The sequence below is a fragment of the Brevibacillus massiliensis genome, from assembly GCF_000311785.1.
Taxonomy (GTDB): domain Bacteria; phylum Bacillota; class Bacilli; order Brevibacillales; family Brevibacillaceae; genus Brevibacillus_C; species Brevibacillus_C massiliensis.
The window spans coordinates 114,335-138,466 of the sequence record NZ_HE978545.1; the positions used below are offsets into that span (position 1 = coordinate 114,335).

Sequence of the window (24,132 nt, forward strand, 5' to 3'; positions counted from 1 at the left end):
CCTGGTTGTCGGCCATCATCTGGTGAACACGGGCAAGGAAAAAGTGTCTCCCGGAGAAAAATCAGGCGTTCGCATCGGTGACATGATCATTAAAATGAACGATCTGTACATCAATGACATGAATGACGTTAAGAAAATGGTTCATGAGGCCGGGACGAAGCATCAGCCCCTGCACATGCTGGTTGTCAGGGGGAAAGAAAAATTGTCCTTGACCCTCGAACCGGTAAAAGACAACAAGGACGGAGAATACCGAATGGGCTTGTACATCCGCGATTCCGCAGCGGGTGTAGGTACCCTTACATTTTATGAACCGAAGACACATGCCTATGGTGCCCTGGGGCACGTCATTTCAGACGTCGATACCGGACAGGCGATTGTCGTCGGCGACGGTCAGATCGTTCAGGCCAGCGTAACGTCGATTGAAAAAGGGGAAAGCGGCAATCCCGGCGAAAAGTACGCCCGTTTTTACAACGAGAGCGAGGTGCTGGGATCGATCACGCGAAATACGCCATTCGGGATCTTCGGCCGGATGAAGGACAAGCCGAAGCGTGGAAAATACACGGAGCCGATTCCGGTCGTGTTGGCAGATCAGGTACAAGAAGGACCGGCAAAAATTTTGACCGTGGTCGATGGGCAAAAGGTAGAAGAATTTGATATCGAAATCGTCAACGTGGTCAAGCAACACTTTCCTGCAACAAAAGGAATGATCATCAAAATCACAGACAAGCGGCTGTTGGACAAAACGGGTGGCATCGTGCAAGGAATGAGCGGCAGTCCCATTATTCAAAACGGTAAACTGGTAGGGGCGGTCACCCACGTGTTTGTCAACGATCCGACTTCCGGGTACGGTTGTTTTATCGAGTGGATGCTGCAGGATGCGGGATTTATGTTAAGGCAGAACACACAGCTCAAGGCGAGTTAATCTCCCTTGAGTTTTTCTTGTCGAAATATCGGAAAAATCATACAATCTTTCGTCATTGGCAGGAACTCCCTGGGTCCTGTCGAATTTCTTTAACCGTAGAAAATTTGCGGAGAAGCATCTTCTCAGAAATGACACATTACCCAAATATAGATTCGGGCAGCTAAGGAGGAAAAAGGTTTGAGCAGGATCGAAGTTGTATTGGCAGACGACAATCGTGAGTTTGTACATCTACTTGAAGAGCACATTAATAACCAGAACGATATGAGAGTGGTAGGGGCGGCATTTAACGGCAATGATGTTCTCAAGGTATTGGAGGAGAAGGTTCCGGACATCCTTATCCTGGACATTATTATGCCTCATTTGGACGGGCTCGCCGTGTTGGAACAGATTCAGGCGATGCGCCTGCCCCGCCAGCCGAAGATCATCATGCTGACTGCGTTCGGCCAGGAGGAAATCACGAAAAAAGCGGTTGAATTGGGAGCGTCCTATTACATCCTGAAACCGTTTGACATGGAAGTGCTGACGCAGCGCATCCGTCAGATGATCAACAACCAGCCCACGCCGTTTGTCCCGTCGATCAAACCGGCCGGCGGCGCAGTCAAAGGACGCAACTTAGACGCCAACATCACCAACATCATACACGAAATCGGGGTTCCCGCCCACATAAAAGGCTATTTGTACCTGCGCGAGGCGATTACCATGGTATACAACGACGTCGAACTGCTTGGTTCGATCACCAAGGTCCTCTACCCGGACATCGCCAAAAAGTTCAACACGACAGCCAGCCGCGTAGAACGCGCGATCCGGCATGCGATCGAAGTCGCCTGGTCACGCGGCAACTTGGACTCCATCTCCAGCCTGTTCGGCTACACTATCTCCAACTCCAAGGCGAAGCCGACGAACAGCGAATTCATCGCGATGGTGGCGGACAAGCTGCGGATTGAGGCCAAGATTAGCTAGGCATTGAGCCAAAGGGCTTGAAGCCAACCGCATTTTCCGATTGATCGGATCCCTCATTTGCATGGAAAATGGGGGATTTCTTTTTGCCTTGATCTTGTTTACTAAATTTAAAAAATTATTTGAATATATTGTTTTCATGTTTTATAATCTGATTACGCATCAAGAAAATGAAACACCATTCCAATAATTGAAACGGAACGGAGGTTGTGAGGGATGAAACGGATTGATTTAAACTGCGATATGGGAGAAAGCTTCGGTGTTTATACGCTGGGAATGGATGAGGAAGTCATCAAATTAATCACTTCTGCAAACATCGCATGCGGATTTCACGCCGGCGACCCCAATGTCATGGATCGAACCGTTCAGATGGCGAAAGAAAATCAGGTGGGAATCGGGGTACATATGGGCTTTCCGGATTTGCTCGGTTTCGGCAGAAGAAACATGGACGTATCCTACCAGGATTTAGTCAATTACAACGTTTATCAGATCGGTGCACTGGAAGCATTTTGCCGCAAACACGGCGTGAACATCCAGCATATCAAACCGCACGGAAACATGAATAATATGGCGGACCATGATCGTGTCATGGCAGAGGCGATCGTCGACTCCTCGCATATGGTTCTTCCGGGTATACCTATATTCGTAAAGCCGGGCAGCGAATTGCACAAAGCGGCAGAAAAGAAGGGCGTGCCGGTTGTTTTGGAAATTTTTGCTGACCGAGCGTATCACAAAGACGGCACCCTTGTCTCCCGCAAAATCCCCGGCGCAGTCATCAAGGATCCAAAAGCGGCGGCGGAAAACGCGGTGCGAATGGTTGTCGCAGGAAAGGTACAGACGATAGAAGGGGATTGGATCGACATGACAGGAGAGAGTATCTGCGTCCATGGGGATACACAAGGTTCCCTTGAGATCATTCGTCAGCTGCGCAGCGAACTGGAGAAAGCCGGAGTGAAAATAGCGCCGATCGGCCAGCGTTAGAAGAGGGAGGTCAACCGCAGATGAATGCGCTGAGCCAATCCGCATCCCTTTCCTACCTTCCGCTGGGGGATCAGACGGTCATGATCAGATTTGAAAATCGATTGTCAGCGGAAGTAAACAGCCGTGTTCGCTCCTTTGCCCATGTCATAACCGAAAGAAAGATAGCCGGAGTGGAAAGGCTGATCCCCGCATTTAACAGTCTTGCCGTATGTTATAACCCGGTCGTCATTTCGTATCAGGAGTTGGTGGACGAGCTCAAGGCGTTGGAGGGTGGTATTTCCAAAGAACTTGGCACCAATGGCAAAACCGTTTGCATCCCGGTCACCTTCGGCGGAACATACGGTCCGGATTTACCGGAAGTATCTGAAAAAACCGGTCTGCCTCCAGAAGAAGTCGTCCGCATCCTGCAATCCAAGCCTTACCTGGTGTACATGGTGGGATTCATCGCGGGGTTTCCGTACTGCGGGGATATCGATGAACGTCTGGTTTTGCCGCGAAGGGCAACTCCTCGTCTGAAAATACCCAAAGGAACCATTGCGATTGCCAATCAGCAGCTGGGACTTTATACCATTGAGTCGCCAGGAGGCTGGCACCTCGTAGGCTGGACGCCCATGGAAACGTTTCATCCTTATGCCGAACCGCCAAGTTTGCTCGTATCGGGAGATTATGTTCAGTGTATTCCAATCAGCGCGGAAGAAGCGGATGCATGGGACGAACAACGACAAAGAAAGTGGGATCAGGAATGGAATTCGCCAAGGTAGTGAAGGCTGGATTGCTTACGACTGTTCAGGATTTGGGCCGTTATCCTTATCAGGCTTTCGGAGTTTCTGCATGTGGCGGAATGGATACTCTCGCACTGCGCATCGCAAATATTCTGGTCGGCAATGACGAAGGCGAGGCTGTCCTGGAAGCCACGCTCATCGGTCCCCAGATCGTCTTTGAACGGGAGGGGATTATCTCCATAACTGGCGGGAATTTGTCTCCGACCATTAACGGGAAGCCCGTTTCGATGTGGAAGTCCTTGCATGTCAAAGCGGGAGACGAACTGGGTTTTGGAAGCTGCCTGTACGGATGCAGGGCGTATATCGCTTTTGCCGGAGGCATTGCGGTTCCAAGGGTAATGGGCAGTCGTTCTACTTTTATGAGGGGAAATTATGGAGGACTTGACGGCAGGCCGCTCAAAAAACGGTGACCGCCTTTCGATCGGAACATCGCGTTACGACCTGCATCGGCTGGCGGGAAGAAAATTGCCGAAACGGGACGTCCCACCCTACGATGCACCACGCCCGATTCGGATCATTCTCGGGCCACACGACGCAGCGTTTACGCAAGAAGCGCTTCAAACCCTTGTCTCCAACCCCTATACGGTCTCCAACAACTCGGATCGGATGGGGTACAGGCTTGAAGGAAAACCGCTTCAGCACGTTCATGGTGCCGATATTATTTCTGAGTTTATTGCTGTCGGCTCCATACAAGTTCCGGCAAACGGACAGCCGATTGTACAGATGGCAGATTGCGGTACGTCAGGCGGCTATACCATTGCGGGGGTAATCATCAGCGTCGATATCCCGTACATGGCTCAAAAAAAACCGGGGGACCGGATTTCCTTCGAGACAGTAGAGGTGGAAGAAGCTCAGCAGCTGCTGAGAAAACAGGAGCAATTGCTCTCGAAACTGCGGCTGGCGAATCACCTGATCCCGACGAACATGTAACCGATTGCTTTGCGATGGAAACCATGTCTTCATCAAAAGCCGGGTCGATCAAGGCACCCGGTACCATTTTAGTCGACTGAAAACAAGGACTATTCAATCTATTTCGTCGGATGAAAGCGCTTGGCTTACCTAGAATCACAAATGAGCGTGGGAGGTTGATCGTTATGACGGCATCAAATGTACAAACAAAGCGTTTTTCTGGTCAAGAAGTGCAGCTTCGTCCCACGAAACCCACGAATGTTCGCTGGCAAGTGTTTATCATGCTGCTGATTCTTGTAGCGATCAACTACGTGGATCGCTCCGCTTTATCCATTGCCCTTCCCGCTATCACCAAAGACTTAAACCTGGATCCGGCGATAACAGGGGTCATATTGAGCTCTTTCTTCTGGGGATATACTCTGATGCAAATTCCTTCCGGCTGGATTTCCGACCGATTGAAACCTGCCGGCGTGGTAGCGGGCGCGACGTTGCTGTGGGGAACGGTACAGATGTTCAACGGATTTGTCAACAGCAGCAAGATGTTTATCGTCCTGCGCTTTCTGCTCGGCATGGCAGAAGCTCCGGTATATCCGGCTGGAGGGAAGCTGCAGTCCATCTGGCTGACCTCAAAGGAGCGGGGACGGGGGGCGACGCTGCTGGACAGCGGCTCTCCGCTGGGAACGGCAATCGGGGGACCGATTATTGTGATGTTTATGGCCTGGTTCGGGGGATGGCGAAGCGCTTTGATCGGAACCGGCGTGCTTACAATCGTGATTGGGCTGTTGGCCTGGTGGGTGATCAGAGGAAATCCAGCCACGAATCCAAGGGTAAATGATGCGGAGCGCACATACCTGGAAGAGGAATTAAACCGGGAATATCGAGGCGATGCAGCCTCGTCTTCCGGGGGAGTCGGAATCAAACAGTACGCGCGAAGCCGCAGTTTTTGGTTGATGTGCGTCGGATGGTTTGCCTATTGTACGGTGTATTACGGGCTGATGACCTGGGGGCCCATGTTTTTGGCGAAGACACAGAATCTGAATATTAACAGTATCGGCACCTCGATTTTTATTATCTTCGGCGCAGGGTTTGTCGGGGAATTAATCGGCGGCTGGATCGCCGATTTTTGGAGACAGAAGGGCGGAAGCCACAATACGGTCATGCGCACCCTGCTGTCTGTAGCGGGAATCGTAACCGGGATCTCGATCTTTCTTCTCGGGCATATCACTTCGCTGCAAGCGGCAATTACGCTGCTGGCGATCGCCCTGTTTTTCCTTCGTTGGACCGGGCTGTACCTGACGGTGCCTGCGGCCATATCCCAGCGCCAACACGTCGGCATGGTAGCGGGCTGCATGAGCTTTTTAGGGAACATCTCGGGGATCATTACACCTATATGCATCGGCTTTATCGTCTCTGCGACCAACTCTTATTTTATTGCCCTCATGCTGTTCGCTGTGACCGGCTTTGTTTTAGCTGTTGCTTCCATGCTGATCAACTATGCCAAGAAGATAGGAGTAGAGCAGTAATCCAGCCGGATGGCGACTCTGCAAATGCGGGCACAGAGGAAGGGAATCATTTTACCGGAATGCGGGGTAGCGAATCGATGAATGCAAGTGTGATCAAAGCGCTGAAAATACTCGACCTGTTTACCGATGAGGAGAAAGAGCTGACCTTGGCCGAGATTGCCCGGAGGAGTGACCTGGCCAAGCCAACGGCCTATCGCTTGCTTTCTTCCCTTGAGGTATGCGGGTACCTGGTCAAGACAAAAATGTCTGATCAGGATATCCGTTATAAACTTGGTCTGAAGCTGCTTGAGCTTGGCAATCTCGTCATGGAAAGACTGGAATTGCGAAATACCGCTCTGCCCCACATGAAGACCCTGTGTTCAGAAATCGATGAAGTCGTCCATCTGGTCATTCGCGAGGGAAATGAGGCCGTTTATATTGAGAAGGTGGAAAGTAATCAGAATATAAGGTTGTATACGCGGATCGGAAAACGCTCTCCCTTGTATGTCGGTTCTGGACCGAAGCTGCTGTTTGCCCATCTGCCCAAAACAGAGAGAAGGCGGCTTTTGGACGGCTTAACCATGGAATCGCTTACTCCGAACACGATCACAGACAAAGAACAATTATTGAAGGATCTGGAAAAAATTCGCGATCAAGGTTTTTCGACCAGTCATGGGGAGCAGGATGCAAACACCTTTGGGATTTCATTCCCCATTCGTGATTATACGGAACAAGTGATTGCCGCTTTAGGCGTAAGCGGATTGGCTGCCCGGTTTTCACATGAGAAGGAAGCCGATATGCTGCAGAAAGTGAAAAGGGCGGCCCAACTCATATCCAAAGAGTTAGGGTTTCGCCCTGCTCGTTGAGTCAGCCATTGAGCCGCCATCTGCATCCCCTATTCACCGGTTTTGAGAACTTTTCCTCCGGTGAATCGTATCCCATAGGAAATACAACAAACAGGTGGTTTAATGGATGTTGTGCATATCGGCTTTGGGTTCGGCTTGCTGCTGATCCCGCTCTTTTTTGGTCTTTTACTCTTCGTTTTCAACAAACATCGTGACGAGCATCTGGGCGTATCGGGATGCACTGCGAAACGGAAGGAGCAAAGAATACGCACTGATTGTATTATTCGGCACACTGATTTTTCCCGTAATGGGTTTGATCGTCTATCTCGTCATTCGCAGAGATTAATCTGCAGATGTCATTCATTCTCCTCAACTGCTGCTGGCAAGTGATTTCACCCATCAATTATAATGGGAGAAAAAAAAGAAGTGACGAGGAGGGGAAGAATTGTTTACTCTTTCTACCTTGAGTACGTTTGTGATGATTGTACTCGGCCTGTTTTTGATCCCTGGGCCTGCCGTTTTGCTCACCGCTACTCGTACGGTCCAGGGGGGACGGAAGGCGGGCGTCATGACTGGTCTGGGAATTGCGACTGGCGATTTTATTCACACGATATGTGCCGCTGTAGGACTTTCGGCCATTTTGTTGACATCAGCGCTCGCTTTCAATGTCGTCAAGTTTGCGGGAGCAGCTTACCTGCTTTACCTGGGCATTCGGGCGATGCTGGAAAAGCAGGCAGAACCGGGACTGCCAAAGGTTGCCACGGCGGCGGAGTCGACTTTCGGTACATATGGCCAGGCCATCCTGGTTGAAGTGTTAAACCCGAAAACAGCACTTTTCTTTTTGGCGTTTTTACCGCAGTTCGTTCACCCGGAACAAGGAACTGTTTTTTACCAGTTTTTGGTTCTTGGCTTGATCTTTGTCCTGTTAAGCGCGATCTACACCACGTTCATTGCGATTAGTGTCCGTTTCCTGGGCCGCCTGATCAAACGGATCTCCTGGATTGGCCGTTGGAGCGGCAAGCTGGTTGGGGTGATCTACATCGGGCTTGGCTTGAAGGTGGCGTTTCAGAGTCGGTGAGGTTTATCCGGCTTCCGGTACATAACTCGCCTGGTTTAGCGGGAAGATAACGCTAAAGACCGATCATGAGAGAATTGTACCGGGGAGTGTGTCTGATGAGAGCGATGCGTCTTGGCATTTTCTTTATGGTGGGAGTGCTGCTGATCTCGCTGCCGCTGTTCGCCGCGGCGGCCGACAAGAATGTGCCTCACCACTTCGGGTTTAAAAAGAGCAGAAACGGCCAGCTTCCTTCAATCGATGAAGAGGGATTTAAAGAGATCCTGGAGCGGAACGGGTCCATATTTTTGGGCAATACAAAGGAAAAAGAGCTTTACCTAACCTTTGATAACGGATATGAGAATGGCTATACGCCAAAGATATTGGATACGTTGAAGGAGAAAAAAGTTCCGGCCATCTTCTTTGTTACGGGCCATTACGCAAAGGATCAGCCCGAGCTGTTGAAGCGGATGGTGAAAGAGGGGCATTTGATTGGAAATCACTCCTGGAGCCATCCAGACATGACGCAAATCACGGATGGCAGGATCAAGGAGGAACTGGAGAAGGTAAAAGCGGAGGTAGCCCGGGTAACCGGGCAAAAAGGGATGTCCTTTCTGCGGCCGCCCCGGGGCATTTTCAGCGACCGGACTCTGGCGGTCAGCCGGGAGCAGGGATATACGACCGTCTTTTGGTCGGTTGCCTACAAGGATTGGGACGTGAACACCCAAAAAGGCTGGAAGTACGCTTTTGACAACGTCAAGGCACAGCTTCATCCCGGTGCGGTGATTTTGCTTCATTCGATTTCCAAGGATAATGCGGAAGCCCTCGGACAGATTATTGACGAGGCCCGCAAGCAGGGTTACGAGTTCAAAAGTCTGGAGCATTTGATGCTGCGCAGGATTTTGGACCCGTAACGCGGAAAACGGTACATGTCGCGACATCACGGTGTTTGCATTGGCGACAATGCGAAGCGCCGTTTTTTGTTTGACTGCACGGTGAATACAAGAAAAGGCTCACGGGAGATACTGCTCTTTCACCAGCACGACTTCGCCTCCGACCTGGTACAGCCAAAACAGCCGCTCCTTCCAAGCGTTTTTGTTTTGGGTGAAATCAGCATGCGGCGTATATTGGTGGGCTGCGCCTTCCAGCAGATAGATGAGCGCATCATTCGCAAGAGCGGCCTTACGGTGTTCGCTCTGTGTATTTCTGACGTAAAAACCGTTTGGCAGCGACACATCTTCTTTCTTGACATGGGTATCTTCGACGATTGCCTGCACAGCCCCTTCTCCCGTCAGCCATTCGGCATCATCCGCGATCAGATAGTGCGTGCCCGATTCTTCCTCGATTGTCTGAATATAGGCTAATGTGACCGACAAATCGGGCAGATTGCGAAGCAGATGGGTTGCTTGCGTCAATCCTTCCGCTGTTTCGTTCAACTCCTCAGCCAGCATGCCGTTTTTTGCCTGCAGCTCCGCCAGTTCTTTCTCTTGCGCAGCCGCCTTTGTCTCGAGGGCTTCCAATCGCTTCTCCAATTCCGCCAGTCTTTTGTCACGATCCTGGTTTGCATCTGCGCCCTGGTTTATGCCGCAGCCGACAAGCACAATACAAATCAGCAGCCAAAAACACAATTTCATTTGCCAACCCATATAGAACCACCTGCACATGAAGGTTCGTACCTGCCTGGTTTCCTGATAATGGATGCTGCTACTTATACGCGTCAGAGAAGCGATTCGTTTCATCCAGACAAAAACAGCCAAGCAGAAGCAGGCTGCCTGCTCTGTTTGGCCAAGGCGAAGTCATCGGAAGCATGAGGCTTACCGCTTCCAGCCGGCAACGGCCATTTTTCGCCGCACATAGGCCAGTTGCTCTCGCAGCGGAATGCCAATCGGACAATTGTCATCACAAGCCATCAAGCCAATGCAGCCGAAGATCCCGTCTTCGCTGCCCACTACGTCGTAGTACGCTTGCTCATCCCGTTCGTCCCGCGGATCGATCATAAAGCGGCCGACCCGGTTGACGCCTGCCGCTCCGATAAAGTCGGGCTTGATATTGGCGGTGGCACAGCCGCCGATGCAGCAGCCGCATTCGATGCACCGTTCCGCCTCGTAGATCTGCAGGGCTGTCTCGTTGCTCATGCGCTCTTCCTCTGCCATGGGGTCAAAGGTTTTGTTCGTATGTACCCAGGCCTCCGTCCGCAGCGAAACATCGCGAAACCAAGTGCCGGTATCGACTGACAAATCGCCGAGCAGTTTGAAGACGGGGAGCGGCATCAGGGTGATCTCCGCCGGCAGGTTCTTGGTCAGCGTCTTGCAGGCCAAAGTGGGCTTTCCGTTGATGAGCATGCCGCAAGAGCCGCAAATCCCGGCCCGGCAGACAAAATCGAAGGCAAGTGTCGGATCCTGTTCCTCGCGAATTTTGTTGAGTGCGATAAACAGGGTCATTCCCGGTTCCTCTGGCAGCATGAACACCTGCATATCCGGTTTGGATTTCGGAGTTTCCGGGTTGTAACGAAAGATATGAAACGTCAGCTGGCGCTGGCTCATTTCTCTTTCCCTCGCTTTCTCTCAACATCGAAGGATTATTTTTTCGACTGGGCTGCTTCCGTGCTCGCTTCCCCGTATCCCCGATCGCCGGGCGGCAGCTCGGTGATGTTGACCGGTTCGTATTGCAGTACGGGCTTGGGTGCGCCGGACGGCCAATAGGCCAGCGTCCGCTTTAACCAGTTTTCATCATCCCGCTTCGGGTAATCCTCCCGGAAGTGGCTGCCGCGGCTCTCTTTCCGCTCCAGGGCGCCGGCAGCGATGCAGTAAGCCAGTTTGATCATCCCGGGCATTCTCAGTGCCGAGGCCAATTCGGGGGAGGCTCCCCGTCCGTCGCTGGCCAGCCCGATATGAAGGGAGCGCTGGTGCAGTTCATGGAGCTTCGCAACGGCTTTTTGCAAGGGCTCCTCTGAACGGAAGATGCCCACGTTTTCGCTCAGGATGTTTTCCATTTCGCGGCGCAGTCCATAGACATTTTCCGTTCCATTGCGGCAGTCGATCAGGGCCCGGATGCGGTCTTCCTGGACGCCGACGTGTTCTTCGATCAGCGAAGTCGAGACCTGGACAGAGACTTCTTTGGTGTACTTGGCTATTTTTTCGCCGACGATCATTCCGGCCACGACCGTTTCCGCGAGGGAATTGCCGCCCAGGCGGTTGAACCCGTGCAAATCCCAACAGGAGGCTTCTCCCAGGGCAAAGAGCCCTTCCAGGCCATACGCCATGCCGTCGATATTGGTCCGGATGCCGCCCATGCTGTAGTGCTGGGTGGGGCGGACGGGGATCAAATCGTAGATGGGATCGATCCCGGCAAAATTCCGGCAGATATTGGCGATCTCCCGCAGGTTGGTGTTGATGTGTTTTTTGCCGAGGTGGCGAATGTCCAGCCAGACGTGCGGACCGTAGGGACTGTCGACGCCGTAGCCTTTGCGAATGTGCTGCATGATCCGGCGGGAGACCACATCGCGCGAAGCGAGCTCCTTCTTTTTCGGCTCGTAATCCGGCATAAACCGGTGGTGGTTTTTGTCCAGCAGATACCCGCCGTCGCCGCGGGCGCCTTCCGTGATCAGAATCCAGGAGGGGACGATGCCTGTCGGGTGAAATTGTACCGCTTCCATGTTGCCGAGCGGGACGACCCCTGTCTCCAAGGCGATGAACATTCCGCTGCCTTCATTGATTATCGCGTTGGTGGAAGCGCCGTAAAGCCTGCCGTATCCCCCTGTGGCGATGACCGTGGACTTCGCGGTATAGACCCGGAGGCCTCCGGTTCGCAGGCATCTGGCTACCACGCCATGGCAGCGGGTGCCGTCGTGTATCAGGGAAATCGCCTCCGTCCGGTCGTGAACGGTGATGCCCAGCTTAATGACGACGCTGTCCATCGTGTAGAGCAGGGTATGCCCAGTGCCGTCTGCGGTGTAACAGGTGCGCCATTTCGCCGTTCCGCCGAAGTTGCGGGCGGTGATCAGCCCTTCCTTGTCCGCGTCCTCGTGAATCTCGGCACCGTCGTACAGGCGGGAGCCGGCGACCACCCGATTCCATGGCACGCCCCAAAAGGCCATTTGCCGAACGGCAATCGGAGCCGTTTCGGCAAACAGCCGGGCAACCTCTTGGTCACAGCCCCAATCTGAACCTTTCACCGTGTCGGCAAAGTGAATGTCGGGATTGTCGCCTCTCCCCATTGCGCTGTTGCCGAGGGAAGCCTGCATGCCGCCTTGAGCCGCCGCACTGTGCGAACGCCTCGGCGGCACCAAGCTGAGGATGATCACATTCAGCCCCTGCGCGGCGGCTTCGATCGCAGCCCGTTCTCCGGCCAGACCGGCTCCGACAATCAATACGTCTGAAGTGAAATGGTCATATCGGCTCATACGGAACCCCCCAGCGAGAAAAATACCCATATGCTGGCCAGACCGAGCAGAATCGTGCATATGGTGACTACGGTAAGCACCCGTTTCAGACTGTGCCGTTTGACAAATCCCCATTTCACAAGGGCGCGATACAGTCCGACACTGGCATGGTACTCGGCCATGACCAGGAAGACGAGGTAAAACCAGAGCATCCACGAGTGAATGCGGCCCGCGCTTAGCTTTGCATCGATCCCGGCGTATACCACGACGAAGACGTGAATGATGATCAGAAGCAGCATCGCGCTCCCGGTTACGGCTTGAAACAGCCAGGACCAGGTATCCTGATGCCGGATGATCTTCGCATGGCGCCAGACGGTCTTCTGTTCCTGCCACCGTCCGGGAATCCGGCGCAGCACTGCGCCAAGGTGGGCTCCGACGGTCAGGATGATGAACCCGACTGCCAGATGCAGCAGGTAAAATTGCTCCATGAAGTGGGCCAGTTTGTTGAAGGCGCCTGCACCCAACAGAATGGAAGCGACGAAAATCATATGTGTCCACAAAAATCCGACCAACAACAAGCCGCTGACCGTTTGAACCAATTCCATCCATAATTCCGCTTTTCTGTTTTGGGTAAAGGCTCTTTGCAACTGCATAGCCATTCTCCTTCCAGGAAGCGCTTAAATTGCAGCGCAACCTCCGTTAAAGTCCTTCTCGGCGATGGCAAGCTACACCCTGGCGACATCGTTACAGGTTTTCGTCCTCACGGGGCTTATCTGGAGTAAGACCGAGAACTTTTCCACATTTGGTGCAAACGAGTACAGGTATCTTCAAATCGTACAGGTCGTCATAGAAAAAGGGATGATCCGGCCGGTGTTCCACCTTCGTCGCAGCGCCACAGCAATCCGAAACGTTCATCTGTTCCCTTCCTTTCTAAAAGTGTTTCGCTGTGGTGGGACCGTAAATAAAATGTGGAGTTCAACTGAGAAGATGTCGCCAGCACCTGAGTTTTTTATTACAACAATATTCGCAAACCACAGCAAAAATGCTGTCGGAAAAGCATCCTGCCGCAACCCCCCTTCTTTCGTTTGCAGAGGTCTTCACGGCGCTGGGACAAAATGCTAAGATACCAGTACGCAAAGATCGACTCCCGGCCGTTCAATTGATAGAATATGGAGAGCAGCTGCAGATTGAGGTGATCCTTTGAGCAAGTTTCTGTTGTTTTCCCTTTTGTTCTGGATAACGGGCAATCCGTTTGTCGCCATCCTTCTTTTACTCGCGATTCTCTACTTTCTGGACATGCGCTTTGTGGGAATATTGCCAAACTGGGTCAAACCCCTGAAGCAAAGCAGAAGGCTGGCAAAGCTGAAGCAGGAAATCAGGCTGTATCCGCATAATACCTCGGCAAAGCTGGAAATTGCGCATATTTTGATCGAGAAAAAACGGTACCAGGAGGCGCTGTCCTACCTGGAGAACAGCCAGGCCGTCATGACAGAATCGGCGGAGTTCTGGTATCAGCTGGGGCTTTGCCGCCTCAAGCTGGGCAACCTGGCTGATGGAGAAAAGCTGATCGAGAAAGCGCTGGCGATGAATCCGCGGGTGAAGTACGGAGAACCTTACCTGGATTTGGCCGAAGCGTTTTCCGCTTCCGACCGGGAAAAGGCGCTCACCTTCCTGGAACGCTTCCGGGAAATCAACTCTTCCTCTTGCAAGAGCTACTACCTGCTGGGCCAGCTGTACGCACAGCTTGGCAAAAACAGCGAGGCCAAGGCCGCCTTTCGCGAGGCTGTAGACATTTACCGTTCGCTGCCGAAGTACAAAAAGCGCACGGAGAGACGCTGGGCGATGCTTTCGATGCTGAAATAGAAGATTGAAACCTGTCGCTGTCTCTGCTACGATAACAGTAAATTGCATAAACGGTTTCCACTAGGGGTGCTTTGGCATACAGAGCTGAGAGATGAATGAGTTCATCAACCCTTTGAACCTGATCCAGATTGTACTGGCGGAGGGAAGTGGTGTGGATTATGGAGCAAGCATACTCGATCTGTTAGCCACCTTCCTCAGAGGGTGGCTTTTTTGCGCATGAAAAAAGAGAGGAGTGGATGATCAGTGAGGACATTTGGGACGGACATTCCAAAAGCATTGACCATTGCCGGTTCGGATTGCGGCGGCGGAGCGGGGATTCAGGCAGACCTAAAGACGTTTCAGGAGCTGGACGTGTACGGGATGTCGGTACTGACTGCGGTCACGGCGCAAAATACGCTGGGAGTACGGGGGGTGTACCCGCTGACAATTGAGGCCATTGTGGAACAATTGACAGCGATTGAGAGCGATCTCGCTCCTCAAGCGGTGAAAACCGGGATGCTGTTTAGCGGGGAGATCATTGCGGCGGTCGCGTCCTGCATCAGGCGGTTTGGCTGGAGCAATCTGGTGGTAGACCCGGTGATGATCGCCAAAGGAGGAACCGGGCTGCTGCAGGAGGAGGCAGTGCAGTCCTTGAAGGAACACCTGCTTCCGCTCGCCAGGATCGTTACGCCCAACGTTCCGGAAGCGGAAAAACTGACCGGCAAAACATTGAACAGCTTGGCGGATCGGAAAGAAGCAGCAAAACAAATCGCGGACATGGGGGCCCAGCATGTCGTGATCAAAGGAGGGCATCTGGAAGAGGCGGACGCGGCGACCGATTTGATTTATGACGGCCGGGATTTCTATGAGTTGGCGGGACCGCGGGTTTATACCGCGCACACGCACGGTACAGGCTGCACCTTTGCTGCCGCGATCACGGCAGAGCTTGCGGCCGGGAAGACTCCGCTTGCTGCGGTTAAGACGGCGAAAGCTTTCATCCAGGCGGCGATCGAGTTTCCGCTGTCGATTGGCTCCGGCCACGGTCCAACCAATCACTGGGCTTATCGGAAATACAGACAGTCGGCGGGTGTGAACAAATGAGCCCGGTCCCGAACATTCTGCAGCAAATTCGGACAAAAAAGCCGCTGATTCACCTGATTACCAATCGAGTGACGATCAATTTTGTGGCAAACGGCCTGCTTGCTGCAGGGGGAAGCCCGATGTGTGCCCATCACCCCGAGGAAGTGAGCGAAGCCGCGGCCCATGCAGACGCCCTTGTTTTAAACCTCGGTACGCTTGAACCAGAAATCGCCGACGGAATGATCCTGGCCGGAAAAACAGCCAGAGCAAGCGGGGTTCCCGTCGTTCTTGACCCTGTTGGCGCCGGTTTATCCCGGCTGCGCGCAGAGGCGTTGAACCGCATCATCCAGGAAGTCGGACCGGATGCGATTTGCGGCAATGCCGCGGAGATTGGCTTTCTGGCGGGTGAACGCTGGGCGGGAAAAGGGGTGGATGGAGACGTCGGCGGTAGCGTTGATCAGCTCGCCTGCCGATTAGCCAAACAGCTTCAAACCACATTGATTGTGACGGGGAAAATAGACGTGATCACGAATGGCGAAAAGCTTTTCCATGTGGAGCACGGCAGCGAAATGATGAGGAAAGTGACAGGCACAGGCTGCCTGGCGACCGCGATGGTCGGCTTGTTTTTGGCCAAGTCAGTGGCTGCCTCTCTGCCCACGGCAGACAGGGCGGCTGCGGCTATGACGATGGTCGGGCTTTGCGGAGAAAAAGCGGCGAAAATATCCCGCGGCCCGGGGAGCTTTCAAAGCGCGTTTCTGGACCAACTCTATTCGCTGACCGACCGGGAGCTGTCATCGGCGGAAGGGCTCAAGCAGAGGGAGGTACACATATGATAACAAAGGCGTCTTCTTTGCGCGAAGCGTTGAAGCTGTACTTTGTGATGGGCAGTGTCAATTGTCGAAGGGATCCGGTTGCGGTTCTCGAAGAAAGCCTGAAGGGAGGAGTTACGTTTTTTCAATTCCGGGAAAAAGGAGAAGGCGCGCTCACCGGCCCGAAAAAAGCGGAACTGGCGAAAGAACTGCAAAAGGTCTGCAAGCGGTACGGGGTTCCCTTTCTTGTCAATGACGATCTTGAACTGATGGAAACGCTTGACGCAGACGGGCTGCATATTGGACAGGAGGACGGGGATATTCGCAGCATCCGCTCCAGGATATCCGGCAAAATACTTGGCGTATCCGTCCACAATATGGCCGAAGCTGCAGAAGCGGTCCAGATCGGTGCCGATTATGTCGGCGTCGGTCCGATTTATCCGACGGAAACGAAAAAAGACACGAGGGAAGTGGCCGGAACCTGTGTGATCACAAAGCTTCGATCCGGGGGAATTTCGCTGCCCATGGTCGGCATCGGAGGCATACAGCATGGAAATGCCAGGGCTGTGATCGAATCCGGGGCAGATGGGATTGCCGTCATTACATCGATCAGCCTGTCCGATTCGCCGTACCAGGCGGCACAAGCTCTGCAAAGAGAGGTGAACGGGCTTTGACAAGTGCCAGACGGATCACGATGATGGCGATGCTGGTGGCAATCGGCACGATCAGTTCGCACCTCATCTGGCTCCCTGCAGGGGTGGCAAAAGCGTTTCCGATACAGCACAGCATAAACGTGATTGCCGGCATTCTGCTTGGCCCCGCACCGGCTGTCATCGTCGCTTTTGCCATCGGCTTGCTGCGCAATTTGCTTGGCGTTGGCTCGCTGCTGGCCTTTCCCGGAGGGATGATCGGCGCCTTTTTTGCCGGTTTCCTGTACAAGCGATACAGGAAGAGCTGGACCGCCGCCCTGGGAGAAATTTTTGGCACCGGGGTCCTCGGCGCCCTGCTGTCCGTGCCCGTCGCCCGGCTGCTGCTGCAAACATCTGCCGCCGCCTTTGCCTTTGTTCCCCCTTTTTTGGTCAGCTCGATAACCGGCGCGGCAATCGGCTTGGCAGTCGTTGCGGCGCTGCGAAAAACAGCTGCTGCCCGGCTTTGAGGCTGGTGTGGCAGTTGAAGGTGCGCTTGCGCGGACCATTCTCCGGTTTTTTTCCGTCAGGATTGGGGTAAATGATTAGGGTCATTTGCGAAGGCGATTAAGCGTGCTTGTTAATGAGCAGGGCAAAGGGGGGATTGGATGAGTTTGCAGCTGCCCATCTCGGTAAAGGGAGTTATCATCGATAACGAGCGGGTATTGTTGTTAAAAAACGAGCGAAAGGAGTGGGAGCTTCCCGGCGGCAGGCTGGAGCGGGGTGAAACGCCGGAAACGTGCGTGATTCGGGAAATACGCGAAGAGACGGGAATCATCTGCAGTGTCGATGCCTTGCTTGACGTCTGGGTCTACAAGGTGTTCGCCGGCCATGAAGTGTTTGTGGTTACGTATCGCTGCCGTTGCGAAGATGCCTCCCGGTTCAGGCTGAGCAGCGAGCATCAGGAGTATCAGTGGCTGCCGCTCTCCGAAGTGGAGCAAGCCTACATGCCTCAAGGCTACAAGGATGTCATTCGGAAAGCCGGTTGATGCCGTTTTTCTTGATCCGCCGATGATCCGTCAGGGAGTGGAGCCAGGCTTGGCTGGCTGACCGGGTTTCACTCCCTGCCGCTGCTTGGCTACTTCCTCACGCTTTTACGGCCAAGACCCGTATCCGCCAGTAATCGGCTACCCAGACGCCATCGCGGTACAAGAGCGGGCGAAGCGCAGCTTCGATCTGAGAAAACGCCTCTTTCTTTTCTCCGGCAGACAGCCCAAGAAAAAAATCATCGCCAAAACTGGTCAACCAGTGCGACAGTCCCCCTTTCTCCGTCGCGCAGCGGCGTAGGCCGGTGAAAGTGTACGGCAAATTGTACCGTAAAGCCGTGCCGCTCGAGCAAGCTGCTGTATTCTCCGATGCTGGGAAAGTACCAGGGATTGCGTTTTGCCGCATCGATGCCGTACCTGGCCAAGACGGTTTGCATCCCGTGAATGATGGTCTCGACGTTTCCCTTGCCGCCAAACTCGGCTGCAAAACGGCCGCCCGGGCGCAGTGCCAATCGGATGGTCTCGGCTACGAGGTCGGGATGCTTCATCCAGTGCAGCGCCGCATTGGAAAAAACCGCGTCAAATGGCTCGGCGGCGCGGAATGTCTCGGCATTTTCCACCGAAAAAGCAAGTTCAGGGCATTTCTGTCTCGCCTTCTCAATCATGGCCGGGGAGAGGTCGATACCGAACGGTTCCGCGCCAAGGTCAGCCAATTCCTTCGTCAAATCCCCCGTGCCGCAGCCCAGATCGAGGATGCGCTCACCCGGCTTCGGACGCAGCAGTCCGACCACATCCCTCCCGTACTCCGCAACAAACCCCAAATGGCTGTCGTACAATTCTGCATCCCATGTCTGGATCGATTGTTCTGCCAACGCAATCACTCCTCTTTGAAATCGGTACCTTTCTTGTATCACAGGTTTGTGTTATAAGTAAAATCTATATTTTCTATACAGTTAATAGTTAATGCCTATAACGCATTGGCCATCCTAACTTATATGGAATCATCTGGTAAAATGGTTTACGCTTCATTGCTTAATGTCGGGTTCGGAATCCTGTTGGCGATATGGCCGTTTGTGCGCAAGTGCAGGCAGCCGGGAGTCTGCAGGGTGGATTGGATCAAGCTGTTGACCGTTGGAATTCCTGCCGCATTTGTCATTTCCTATGTCTGCCTTAACTTTTCTCCTATCAGTCAGTTTTTTCCGTTTGGTTATCACCTTGTAGTTATTGGCGGTTCCGGTTTTCAAATGTTCGGCGGCATCGTCCTCGGCTATGTCTTGCATGACAGTCTTCAGAAGCAGGAGGCTTCCTTTGCAAGTTATGGCGGATTTGTGAACAGATTGTGAAATGATTCTTGCAATCGACAGATTTCTACGAAGTTTCTGCTTCATTGTCGAGAAGAAACCATGTTCATCTCGTAAGAATCGACGTATACTAGCAATTGTGTGAACTATAACGAAAAGGTGATTTTACGTGCAACCGATGATACTAACGCAAACGATTGAAGATTTACGGGAACGCATGATGACTTTGGCGCTGGAAGCGGGAAGCCTGACCAATACGAGTGTTGTAGCAATTAGTCAGGAATTGGATAAATATATCGTACAAATGCAGCTCATCAGAGAAAAAGAATTAGTCAACTAGGGATCCGCTTTCAAAAAAATGGTCGACTTTTACGCCGCTTTGCTCCCGTAAGACGCTACTGAAAATGCCAGTAGCGTTTTTTCAATCCAAAGCTGTCGGATTATGTGCTAAAATATGGAGTTGAATCGCAGAGGTTAGGAGAAGCGACGTGAAAATTCAGCCTGAAAGCGGGAAGGTCACCCGACGCCGGTTTTTAAAGACGCTCAAAAACGGCGTGATCGCGATGGCGGGGGCCTGCCTGTACTCCGTATGTATCGAAAGATTCTGGATCGCCATTCGCGAACAGGTTATTGCGTTTGAACGCCTGCCTGCCGACCTGGACGGACTGCGAATCGTCCACTTCAGCGATGTGCATGCAGGACATTACTTCTCGCCGCAGCACCTTTTGAAAGTGGTGGGGCAGGTGAACGGTTTGCAGCCTGACCTCATCTGTTTTACCGGCGACCTGTTTGACAGCCGGGTGGAAGATGCGAAAGAGATCGTCTCCGCGCTGTCGAAACTGCGATCACGCCTGGGAAAATGGGCCGTACTGGGCAATCACGACTACCGCTCGGGTTCCGAAAAGGTCGCGAAGGTGCTTTCACAAGCGGGATTTCAACTGCTGCAAAATCAGCATGGGGCCGCAGGAAGCTTGGAAAAGGCCCTTTACATAGCGGGAGTGGATGACGTGCTGTACGGAAAGCCGGATCTGCAGCAGGCCTTGCGGGGCATTCCCGAAGGAAAGTTTACGATATTGCTCGCCCACGAGCCTGATTTTGCCGATTACGCGGGCGGATTTCCGGTTGATTTGCAGCTGTCCGGGCACAGCCATGGCGGCCAGGTCCGGCTGCCGTTCATCGGCCCGATCCTTACGCCGGAGTACGGCCAAAAATACCCCGACGGATTGCAGAAAGTAGACAGCGCTTCCCTGCTGGTGTATACGAATAGAGGTATTGGCACGACGATCCTGCCTATCCGCTTTTTCTGCCGCCCGGAAATCACCCTTTTAACGCTTCGCAGCGCCTCGCTTGCGGCAGGCAGGAACAATTTGTGAATTCGTTTGTCACAAATCGGGATATGTCTTGTATCGCACTGGGGTAGACTATATAATGGGAAGTGGCATTGTAACATGGTCGTTGAACATTTATAAAGGAGTTGTATGATTGTGAATCTGAATCTGTTTGACTTTGTTATGTTTATCCTTACGATTCTCATTGCCTTTGGAGTCGTTCGCTCTTTCAAGGCACGAAATATGTTTGCTGTCGTCTATTCTATCATCTCCCTGGCTGTTTTCCTGTTTGCCGACGTGTTGATCATCTACTATGCCACTCAAGGTGCATAATTGATAGAAACCGCAAGAGGGGGCTGTACACTGGTACAGCTTCTTTTTTTTGCCTCGTATACCGGGCGCTTTGGCGCATGGCAGACGGCAACAATTGCCATACTATGGCTGGAGGTGGGATTACGTGGTCAAGCGCAAATTTGCCTTCTCCTTGCCTACTGAAGTGGAACTGATTGCCGGCAGCAAGACCAAACAGCTCTGCAAACGGATTCAGCCGGGGCAGGTAGCTGTTGTGCACCATGAGAATCTCGATGAAATGGCAGCGGAAGCACTGCTTCAGGCAAGAGTTGGGGCGGTGATCAACACCGCGTCCTACATGACCGGAAGTTATCCGGCGATGGGGGCCAGACGCTTGTTGGAAGGGCACGTGCCGCTATATGAAGCAACAGGCAGCGAGTCTGTGCGGCTGCTGGAGCTGCCCGAGGGGACTTTGGCGAGGCTCGCAAACGACCGGCTTTACGTGAAGGGCGACGGCGAATGGCAGCCGTTTTGCCCACTTCATCCGATTTCGAAAGAAGAGGTGGAGGAGAAGTGGCAAATTGCCCAGAGTCGTTTGCCGCTCATGCTCTCCCAGTTCATCGATAATACGCTGACATATGCCAGCCGGGAAAAAGAGTTGTTTTTGCAGCCGCTCGCAAAGCTGGCGCTGCAAACTGACATGGCCCATCGACATGTCGTGGTGGTGGTTCGGGGCAAGCATACCCGGGAGGATTTGCGCTTGCTGCGGACTTACATACAGGATCGCCGGCCGATTCTGCTCGCCGTCGATGGCGGGGCCGACGTGCTTTTGGAGAACGGGTACAGGCCCGACCTGATCGTCGGGGACATGGACAGCGTGACAGATGAGGCATTGGCCTGTGGCGCCGAAATCGTCGTCCATGCCTACGTGGATGGGCGGGCGCCAGGAAAGGAGCGAATCGACGGTTTAGGCATCCCCTGCCACGTGCTTCCGGCGCCGGGCACCAGTGAGGACGTCGCCATGCTGCTGGCATACGAACACCAGGCGGAACTGATCGTCACGATCGGCACCCATACGAATATGATCGACTTTTTAGAGAAAGGACGGAAGGGGATGGGCAGCACCCTCCTGGTCCGAACCAAAATCGGGGCGCGGCTGATCGATGCCAAGGGTGTCAGCAGGCTTTACCAGCCGAGAATGTCGTGGCACGCCTTGACCTTTTTTGCAGCGGCTGCGCTGGTGCCGATCGTCGCTTTGTTTGCCGTCAATCCCGTTACCCGCCGTGCCGCCCAGATGGTCTGGAAACATTGGCAGCTGCTCACCTCATAGGAGACGATGATCCATTTTCGCTATCATCTCATCGCGATTGCTGCGATCTTCCTGGCCCTTGGCATTGGCATACTGCTCGGCGGCACGGCAGGGCAGTCCTGGTTTTCGGCAAAGGAGCAGGAGTTCTGGCATCGTCTCGAAGCGAGGTACAATCAAGCGCTGAAAAGCAATCAAGCGTTGAAAGAGCAGGTCAATCAGTTAATCGCCCAGGTAGAGCGAAACAACGAAGAGGTGATTCATTTGCTGGCTGCCAGGTTCGCCGACGTTTTGAATGGACAGCAGTTGTACATCTGGCGGCCGGAGACGGCGGCTTCGGGCGAGGTAGAGCAAGTGCTTGGCCTGGCCGGGTTGAAGGTAGCTGAGTACCGTTACGGGCAGAGCGAGAGAGAAGCCAAGTCGGTTTCGCTGCTCATCCTGGGCAGAGAAACTCCCCATTGGCTGAACAGCCTCGCGGGAAACGTAAGGTGGATGCGGGTGGATAACGCGCCTAAGTCCCCGACTGAGCAATGGAAGCTGTTGGAGAAGGTCAGGGAGTTGATCAAAGAGGTGAGGTGGGAACGTGAAAAAAGTTAGCATTCTCGTCCCGGCGTACAACGAAGCGGCAAACATAGTCCAGACCCTCCAGGCTATACGCCGCCACGTTCCCTGCCAGGAATTGATCGTGATCGACGATGGAAGCAGCGACCAGACATCCGAGCTGGCAGGCGGCTGGGCCGACCGGGTCATCCGTCAGCCTGTCAACCGGGGAAAGGGTGCTGCCCTGCAAACAGGCTGGCGGGAGGCGAGTGGAGATGTGCTGCTGTTCCTCGACAGCGATTTGCGGGAGAGCGCGATGCACGCCAATCACTTGCTGCATCCGGTCAAGGCGGGATGGTGCGACATGGCGATTGCCAAGCTGCCGCCGCCCGGGCGCCGTGCCGGGTTTGGCGTAGCCAAAGCGGTAGCCCGCCGCGGAATCCGTTACCTGACCGGCTTTGACCCGACAGCCCCGCTGTCTGGACAACGGGCCGTTCGGCGTGAGGTTCTGGAATCTCTGGGCAGTCTCGATGACGGATTTGGCATAGAAGTAGCCATGACAATCGATGCGCTAAGAGCCGGGTACCGGCTATTGGAAGTACCGGTGCACTTTCGCCACCGGGAGTACGGAAATAATCTGGCGGGATTCCTGCACCGCGGAAGAGAATTGATTGCGATCAGCCGCTCGCTTGGTCTGAAGTGGCGGGAAGGGCGGTGAAGAACGCCGAAGATGATCTCCTATTTTCTCTTGGCATTTTTTCTGCCCTTGTTTGTCCACGTATTCGCTTACCCGCCTGTGTATCATCTGATCATGCGGCGAAGGCTGTGCAGATTGAATTTTGCCAGAAAGCTTACCCCGACGGCAGGCGGATTGGTGCTGCTGGTGACGATCAATCTATCGATCGTCGCACTGCTCGGTTTTTTTTACTGGTTGGGGTTTATTTTAATCGGCCTTCGCTCTTTCGTGATGATCTTTATCGGCTCTGTCGCAGTTGCTCTGTGGGGGTTGCAAGACGACCGATCTACCGATAGAGGTCCCAAGGGGCTGCGCGGCCACTTGCAGGTCTTGTGGAAGGAACAGCGGTTCACCAGCGGACTGTTAAAGGCGTGGGGGATCGGGGGAACCTCGCTTATTGTCAGTATGGGGCTGTCCTCTAATTTCTGGGAGATGCTTGTCCATACCGGTTTGCTGGCGCTCAGCGCCAATATGCTCAATCTGTTTGATTTACGTCCCGGCCGGGCGATCAAGGTATTCTGGATGTTCTCCCTGGCCGTGATGCTGGCCACTCCGCTTGTCTACGACTCGGTGGCATGGATTCTCTATCTGCCTGTGCTCAGTGCGACGATCTGGTTTTTCATCCCCGAGATGCAGCGGATGATTATGCTTGGCGACACCGGGGCCAATTACCTCGGTTTTCTCCTGGGGGTCCTGTTCATCACCGGGCCTTCGTTCATCGCGAAGATCGTGATTTTGATTCTGCTGATGATCCTGCACGCGGGAGCAGAGTTCTTCTCTATTTCCAAAGTGATCGGCAGGTATCCCCTGCTCCACCTCTTTGATAAATGGGGAGCCCGTTAAAAAAGAGGCCAAGGGCAGAGCAGTCTGGCCCTTGGCAGCACGGCGATATTC

The 24,132-nt window shown here is 53.5% G+C and carries 32 protein-coding genes and 1 riboswitch; of the genes, 25 read left to right on the forward strand and 7 right to left on the reverse strand.

Going from position 1 to position 24,132, the window contains the following annotated elements; genetic code table 11:
* The 11 genes from spoIVB to pdaA form a co-directional block, all read left to right on the forward strand.
* On the forward strand, window positions 1-922 hold a 922-nt coding region (gene spoIVB, locus HGBM_RS28080), incomplete at its 5' end, for a SpoIVB peptidase (protein ID WP_147512940.1).
* A 177-nt stretch (window positions 923-1,099) separates the two neighbouring features.
* Window positions 1,100-1,882 (forward strand): sporulation transcription factor Spo0A, encoded by a 783-nt coding sequence (gene spo0A, locus HGBM_RS19885; RefSeq protein ID WP_019122838.1) that lies wholly within the window; start codon window positions 1,100-1,102, stop codon window positions 1,880-1,882.
* A 213-nt stretch (window positions 1,883-2,095) separates the two neighbouring features.
* Window positions 2,096-2,860 (forward strand): LamB/YcsF family protein, encoded by a 765-nt coding sequence (locus HGBM_RS19890; RefSeq protein WP_019122839.1) that lies wholly within the window; start codon window positions 2,096-2,098, stop codon window positions 2,858-2,860.
* Between the two features lie 20 nt (window positions 2,861-2,880).
* Window positions 2,881-3,621, forward strand: a complete 741-nt coding sequence (gene pxpB / locus HGBM_RS28085) for a 5-oxoprolinase subunit PxpB (protein WP_019122840.1) — start codon at window positions 2,881-2,883, stop codon at window positions 3,619-3,621.
* Window positions 3,603-4,052, forward strand: coding sequence for a 5-oxoprolinase subunit C family protein (locus tag HGBM_RS32150; RefSeq protein WP_019122841.1), 450 nt, complete (start codon window positions 3,603-3,605; stop codon window positions 4,050-4,052). The genes pxpB and HGBM_RS32150 overlap by 19 nt, the downstream gene beginning before the upstream one ends.
* Entirely contained in the window at window positions 4,015-4,572 is a 558-nt protein-coding gene (locus HGBM_RS32155) for a 5-oxoprolinase subunit C family protein (protein ID WP_261798179.1), read from the forward strand. The genes HGBM_RS32150 and HGBM_RS32155 overlap by 38 nt, the downstream gene beginning before the upstream one ends.
* 164 nt (window positions 4,573-4,736) lie before the next feature.
* A complete protein-coding gene (locus HGBM_RS19905) occupies window positions 4,737-6,074 on the forward strand; it encodes an MFS transporter (RefSeq protein ID WP_019122843.1) in 1,338 nt (445 codons plus the stop codon).
* A gap of 77 nt (window positions 6,075-6,151) precedes the next feature.
* Window positions 6,152-6,919 (forward strand): IclR family transcriptional regulator, encoded by a 768-nt coding sequence (locus tag HGBM_RS19910; RefSeq protein ID WP_019122844.1) that lies wholly within the window; start codon window positions 6,152-6,154, stop codon window positions 6,917-6,919.
* A 190-nt stretch (window positions 6,920-7,109) separates the two neighbouring features.
* Window positions 7,110-7,244: a PLDc N-terminal domain-containing protein gene (locus HGBM_RS32625; RefSeq protein ID WP_315969974.1), complete on the forward strand. Its 135-nt coding sequence runs from the start codon at window positions 7,110-7,112 to the stop codon at window positions 7,242-7,244.
* A 99-nt stretch (window positions 7,245-7,343) separates the two neighbouring features.
* Window positions 7,344-7,976, forward strand: coding sequence for a LysE family translocator (locus tag HGBM_RS19915; protein ID WP_019122845.1), 633 nt, complete (start codon window positions 7,344-7,346; stop codon window positions 7,974-7,976).
* Between the two features lie 95 nt (window positions 7,977-8,071).
* Window positions 8,072-8,866 (forward strand): delta-lactam-biosynthetic de-N-acetylase, encoded by a 795-nt coding sequence (gene pdaA / locus HGBM_RS19920; RefSeq protein WP_019122846.1) that lies wholly within the window; start codon window positions 8,072-8,074, stop codon window positions 8,864-8,866.
* 99 nt (window positions 8,867-8,965) lie between these two features.
* Here the strand turns inward: pdaA and HGBM_RS19925 are convergent, their stop codons facing one another.
* The 5 genes from HGBM_RS19925 to HGBM_RS30485 all read right to left on the reverse strand — a co-directional run bounded on the left by HGBM_RS19925 (window position 8,966) and on the right by HGBM_RS30485 (window position 13,248).
* Entirely contained in the window at window positions 8,966-9,598 is a 633-nt protein-coding gene (locus HGBM_RS19925; protein WP_019122847.1) for a hypothetical protein, read from the reverse strand.
* Window positions 9,599-9,766: 168 nt separating this feature from the next.
* On the reverse strand, window positions 9,767-10,495 hold the full coding sequence (locus HGBM_RS19930; RefSeq protein WP_019122848.1) for a fumarate reductase iron-sulfur subunit: 729 nt from the start codon (window positions 10,493-10,495) through the stop codon (window positions 9,767-9,769).
* 35 nt (window positions 10,496-10,530) lie between these two features.
* Window positions 10,531-12,354 carry a fumarate reductase flavoprotein subunit gene (locus HGBM_RS19935; protein WP_019122849.1) on the reverse strand — a complete coding sequence of 608 codons (1,824 nt, stop codon included), beginning with the start codon at window positions 12,352-12,354 and terminating at the stop codon, window positions 10,531-10,533.
* A complete protein-coding gene (locus HGBM_RS19940; RefSeq protein WP_019122850.1) occupies window positions 12,351-12,986 on the reverse strand; it encodes a succinate dehydrogenase/fumarate reductase transmembrane subunit in 636 nt (211 codons plus the stop codon). The genes HGBM_RS19935 and HGBM_RS19940 overlap by 4 nt, the downstream gene beginning before the upstream one ends.
* A gap of 91 nt (window positions 12,987-13,077) precedes the next feature.
* Complete coding sequence (locus tag HGBM_RS30485) at window positions 13,078-13,248, reverse strand: hypothetical protein (RefSeq protein WP_019122851.1); 171 nt, start codon at window positions 13,246-13,248, stop codon at window positions 13,078-13,080.
* Between the two features lie 285 nt (window positions 13,249-13,533).
* Between HGBM_RS30485 and HGBM_RS19950 the strand changes: the two genes are divergently transcribed.
* The 6 genes from HGBM_RS19950 (at window position 13,534) to HGBM_RS19975 (ending at window position 17,739) form a co-directional block, all read left to right on the forward strand.
* A complete protein-coding gene (locus HGBM_RS19950) occupies window positions 13,534-14,196 on the forward strand; it encodes a tetratricopeptide repeat protein (protein WP_019122852.1) in 663 nt (220 codons plus the stop codon).
* 52 nt (window positions 14,197-14,248) lie between these two features.
* A riboswitch (TPP riboswitch) is annotated at window positions 14,249-14,358 on the forward strand.
* A gap of 81 nt (window positions 14,359-14,439) precedes the next feature.
* Window positions 14,440-15,276 (forward strand): bifunctional hydroxymethylpyrimidine kinase/phosphomethylpyrimidine kinase, encoded by an 837-nt coding sequence (thiD, locus tag HGBM_RS19955; RefSeq protein WP_019122853.1) that lies wholly within the window; start codon window positions 14,440-14,442, stop codon window positions 15,274-15,276.
* Window positions 15,273-16,088: a hydroxyethylthiazole kinase gene (gene thiM / locus HGBM_RS19960; RefSeq protein WP_019122854.1), complete on the forward strand. Its 816-nt coding sequence runs from the start codon at window positions 15,273-15,275 to the stop codon at window positions 16,086-16,088. The genes thiD and thiM overlap by 4 nt, the downstream gene beginning before the upstream one ends.
* Window positions 16,085-16,738, forward strand: coding sequence for a thiamine phosphate synthase (gene thiE, locus HGBM_RS19965; RefSeq protein WP_019122855.1), 654 nt, complete (start codon window positions 16,085-16,087; stop codon window positions 16,736-16,738). The genes thiM and thiE overlap by 4 nt, the downstream gene beginning before the upstream one ends.
* On the forward strand, window positions 16,735-17,220 hold the full coding sequence (gene thiW, locus HGBM_RS19970) for an energy coupling factor transporter S component ThiW (protein WP_019122856.1): 486 nt from the start codon (window positions 16,735-16,737) through the stop codon (window positions 17,218-17,220). The genes thiE and thiW overlap by 4 nt, the downstream gene beginning before the upstream one ends.
* A gap of 138 nt (window positions 17,221-17,358) precedes the next feature.
* Window positions 17,359-17,739, forward strand: coding sequence for an NUDIX hydrolase (locus HGBM_RS19975; protein ID WP_019122857.1), 381 nt, complete (start codon window positions 17,359-17,361; stop codon window positions 17,737-17,739).
* Window positions 17,740-17,836: 97 nt separating this feature from the next.
* Here HGBM_RS19975 and HGBM_RS32630 read toward each other — a convergent pair whose 3' ends face one another.
* On the reverse strand, window positions 17,837-17,995 hold the full coding sequence (locus HGBM_RS32630; protein ID WP_390620999.1) for a hypothetical protein: 159 nt from the start codon (window positions 17,993-17,995) through the stop codon (window positions 17,837-17,839).
* Window positions 17,976-18,608 (reverse strand): class I SAM-dependent methyltransferase, encoded by a 633-nt coding sequence (locus tag HGBM_RS28095; protein WP_390621000.1) that lies wholly within the window; start codon window positions 18,606-18,608, stop codon window positions 17,976-17,978. The genes HGBM_RS32630 and HGBM_RS28095 overlap by 20 nt, the downstream gene beginning before the upstream one ends.
* A 234-nt stretch (window positions 18,609-18,842) precedes the next feature.
* Here HGBM_RS28095 and HGBM_RS19985 point away from each other — a divergent pair, with 234 nt between their 5' ends.
* The 8 genes from HGBM_RS19985 (at window position 18,843) to HGBM_RS20020 (ending at window position 24,081) form a co-directional block, all read left to right on the forward strand.
* Window positions 18,843-19,079, forward strand: a complete 237-nt coding sequence (locus HGBM_RS19985) for a hypothetical protein (protein ID WP_147512941.1) — start codon at window positions 18,843-18,845, stop codon at window positions 19,077-19,079.
* A 136-nt stretch (window positions 19,080-19,215) separates the two neighbouring features.
* Window positions 19,216-19,377, forward strand: a complete 162-nt coding sequence (locus HGBM_RS29815) for an aspartyl-phosphate phosphatase Spo0E family protein (protein WP_147512943.1) — start codon at window positions 19,216-19,218, stop codon at window positions 19,375-19,377.
* Window positions 19,378-19,525: 148 nt separating this feature from the next.
* Window positions 19,526-20,410, forward strand: a complete 885-nt coding sequence (locus tag HGBM_RS19995; protein ID WP_019122860.1) for a metallophosphoesterase — start codon at window positions 19,526-19,528, stop codon at window positions 20,408-20,410.
* A gap of 105 nt (window positions 20,411-20,515) precedes the next feature.
* Window positions 20,516-20,698 carry a DUF2759 family protein gene (locus HGBM_RS28100; RefSeq protein ID WP_019122861.1) on the forward strand — a complete coding sequence of 61 codons (183 nt, stop codon included), beginning with the start codon at window positions 20,516-20,518 and terminating at the stop codon, window positions 20,696-20,698.
* A 124-nt stretch (window positions 20,699-20,822) separates the two neighbouring features.
* Window positions 20,823-21,986 (forward strand): putative cytokinetic ring protein SteA, encoded by a 1,164-nt coding sequence (gene steA / locus HGBM_RS20005; RefSeq protein WP_019122862.1) that lies wholly within the window; start codon window positions 20,823-20,825, stop codon window positions 21,984-21,986.
* A gap of 6 nt (window positions 21,987-21,992) precedes the next feature.
* Window positions 21,993-22,559 (forward strand): copper transporter, encoded by a 567-nt coding sequence (locus HGBM_RS20010; RefSeq protein ID WP_019122863.1) that lies wholly within the window; start codon window positions 21,993-21,995, stop codon window positions 22,557-22,559.
* Complete coding sequence (locus HGBM_RS20015) at window positions 22,546-23,220, forward strand: glycosyltransferase family 2 protein (protein ID WP_019122864.1); 675 nt, start codon at window positions 22,546-22,548, stop codon at window positions 23,218-23,220. Before HGBM_RS20010 ends, HGBM_RS20015 begins: the two co-directional genes overlap by 14 nt.
* A 12-nt stretch (window positions 23,221-23,232) precedes the next feature.
* Window positions 23,233-24,081, forward strand: coding sequence for a hypothetical protein (locus HGBM_RS20020; RefSeq protein ID WP_019122865.1), 849 nt, complete (start codon window positions 23,233-23,235; stop codon window positions 24,079-24,081).
* Window positions 24,082-24,132: the final 51 nt, after the last annotated feature.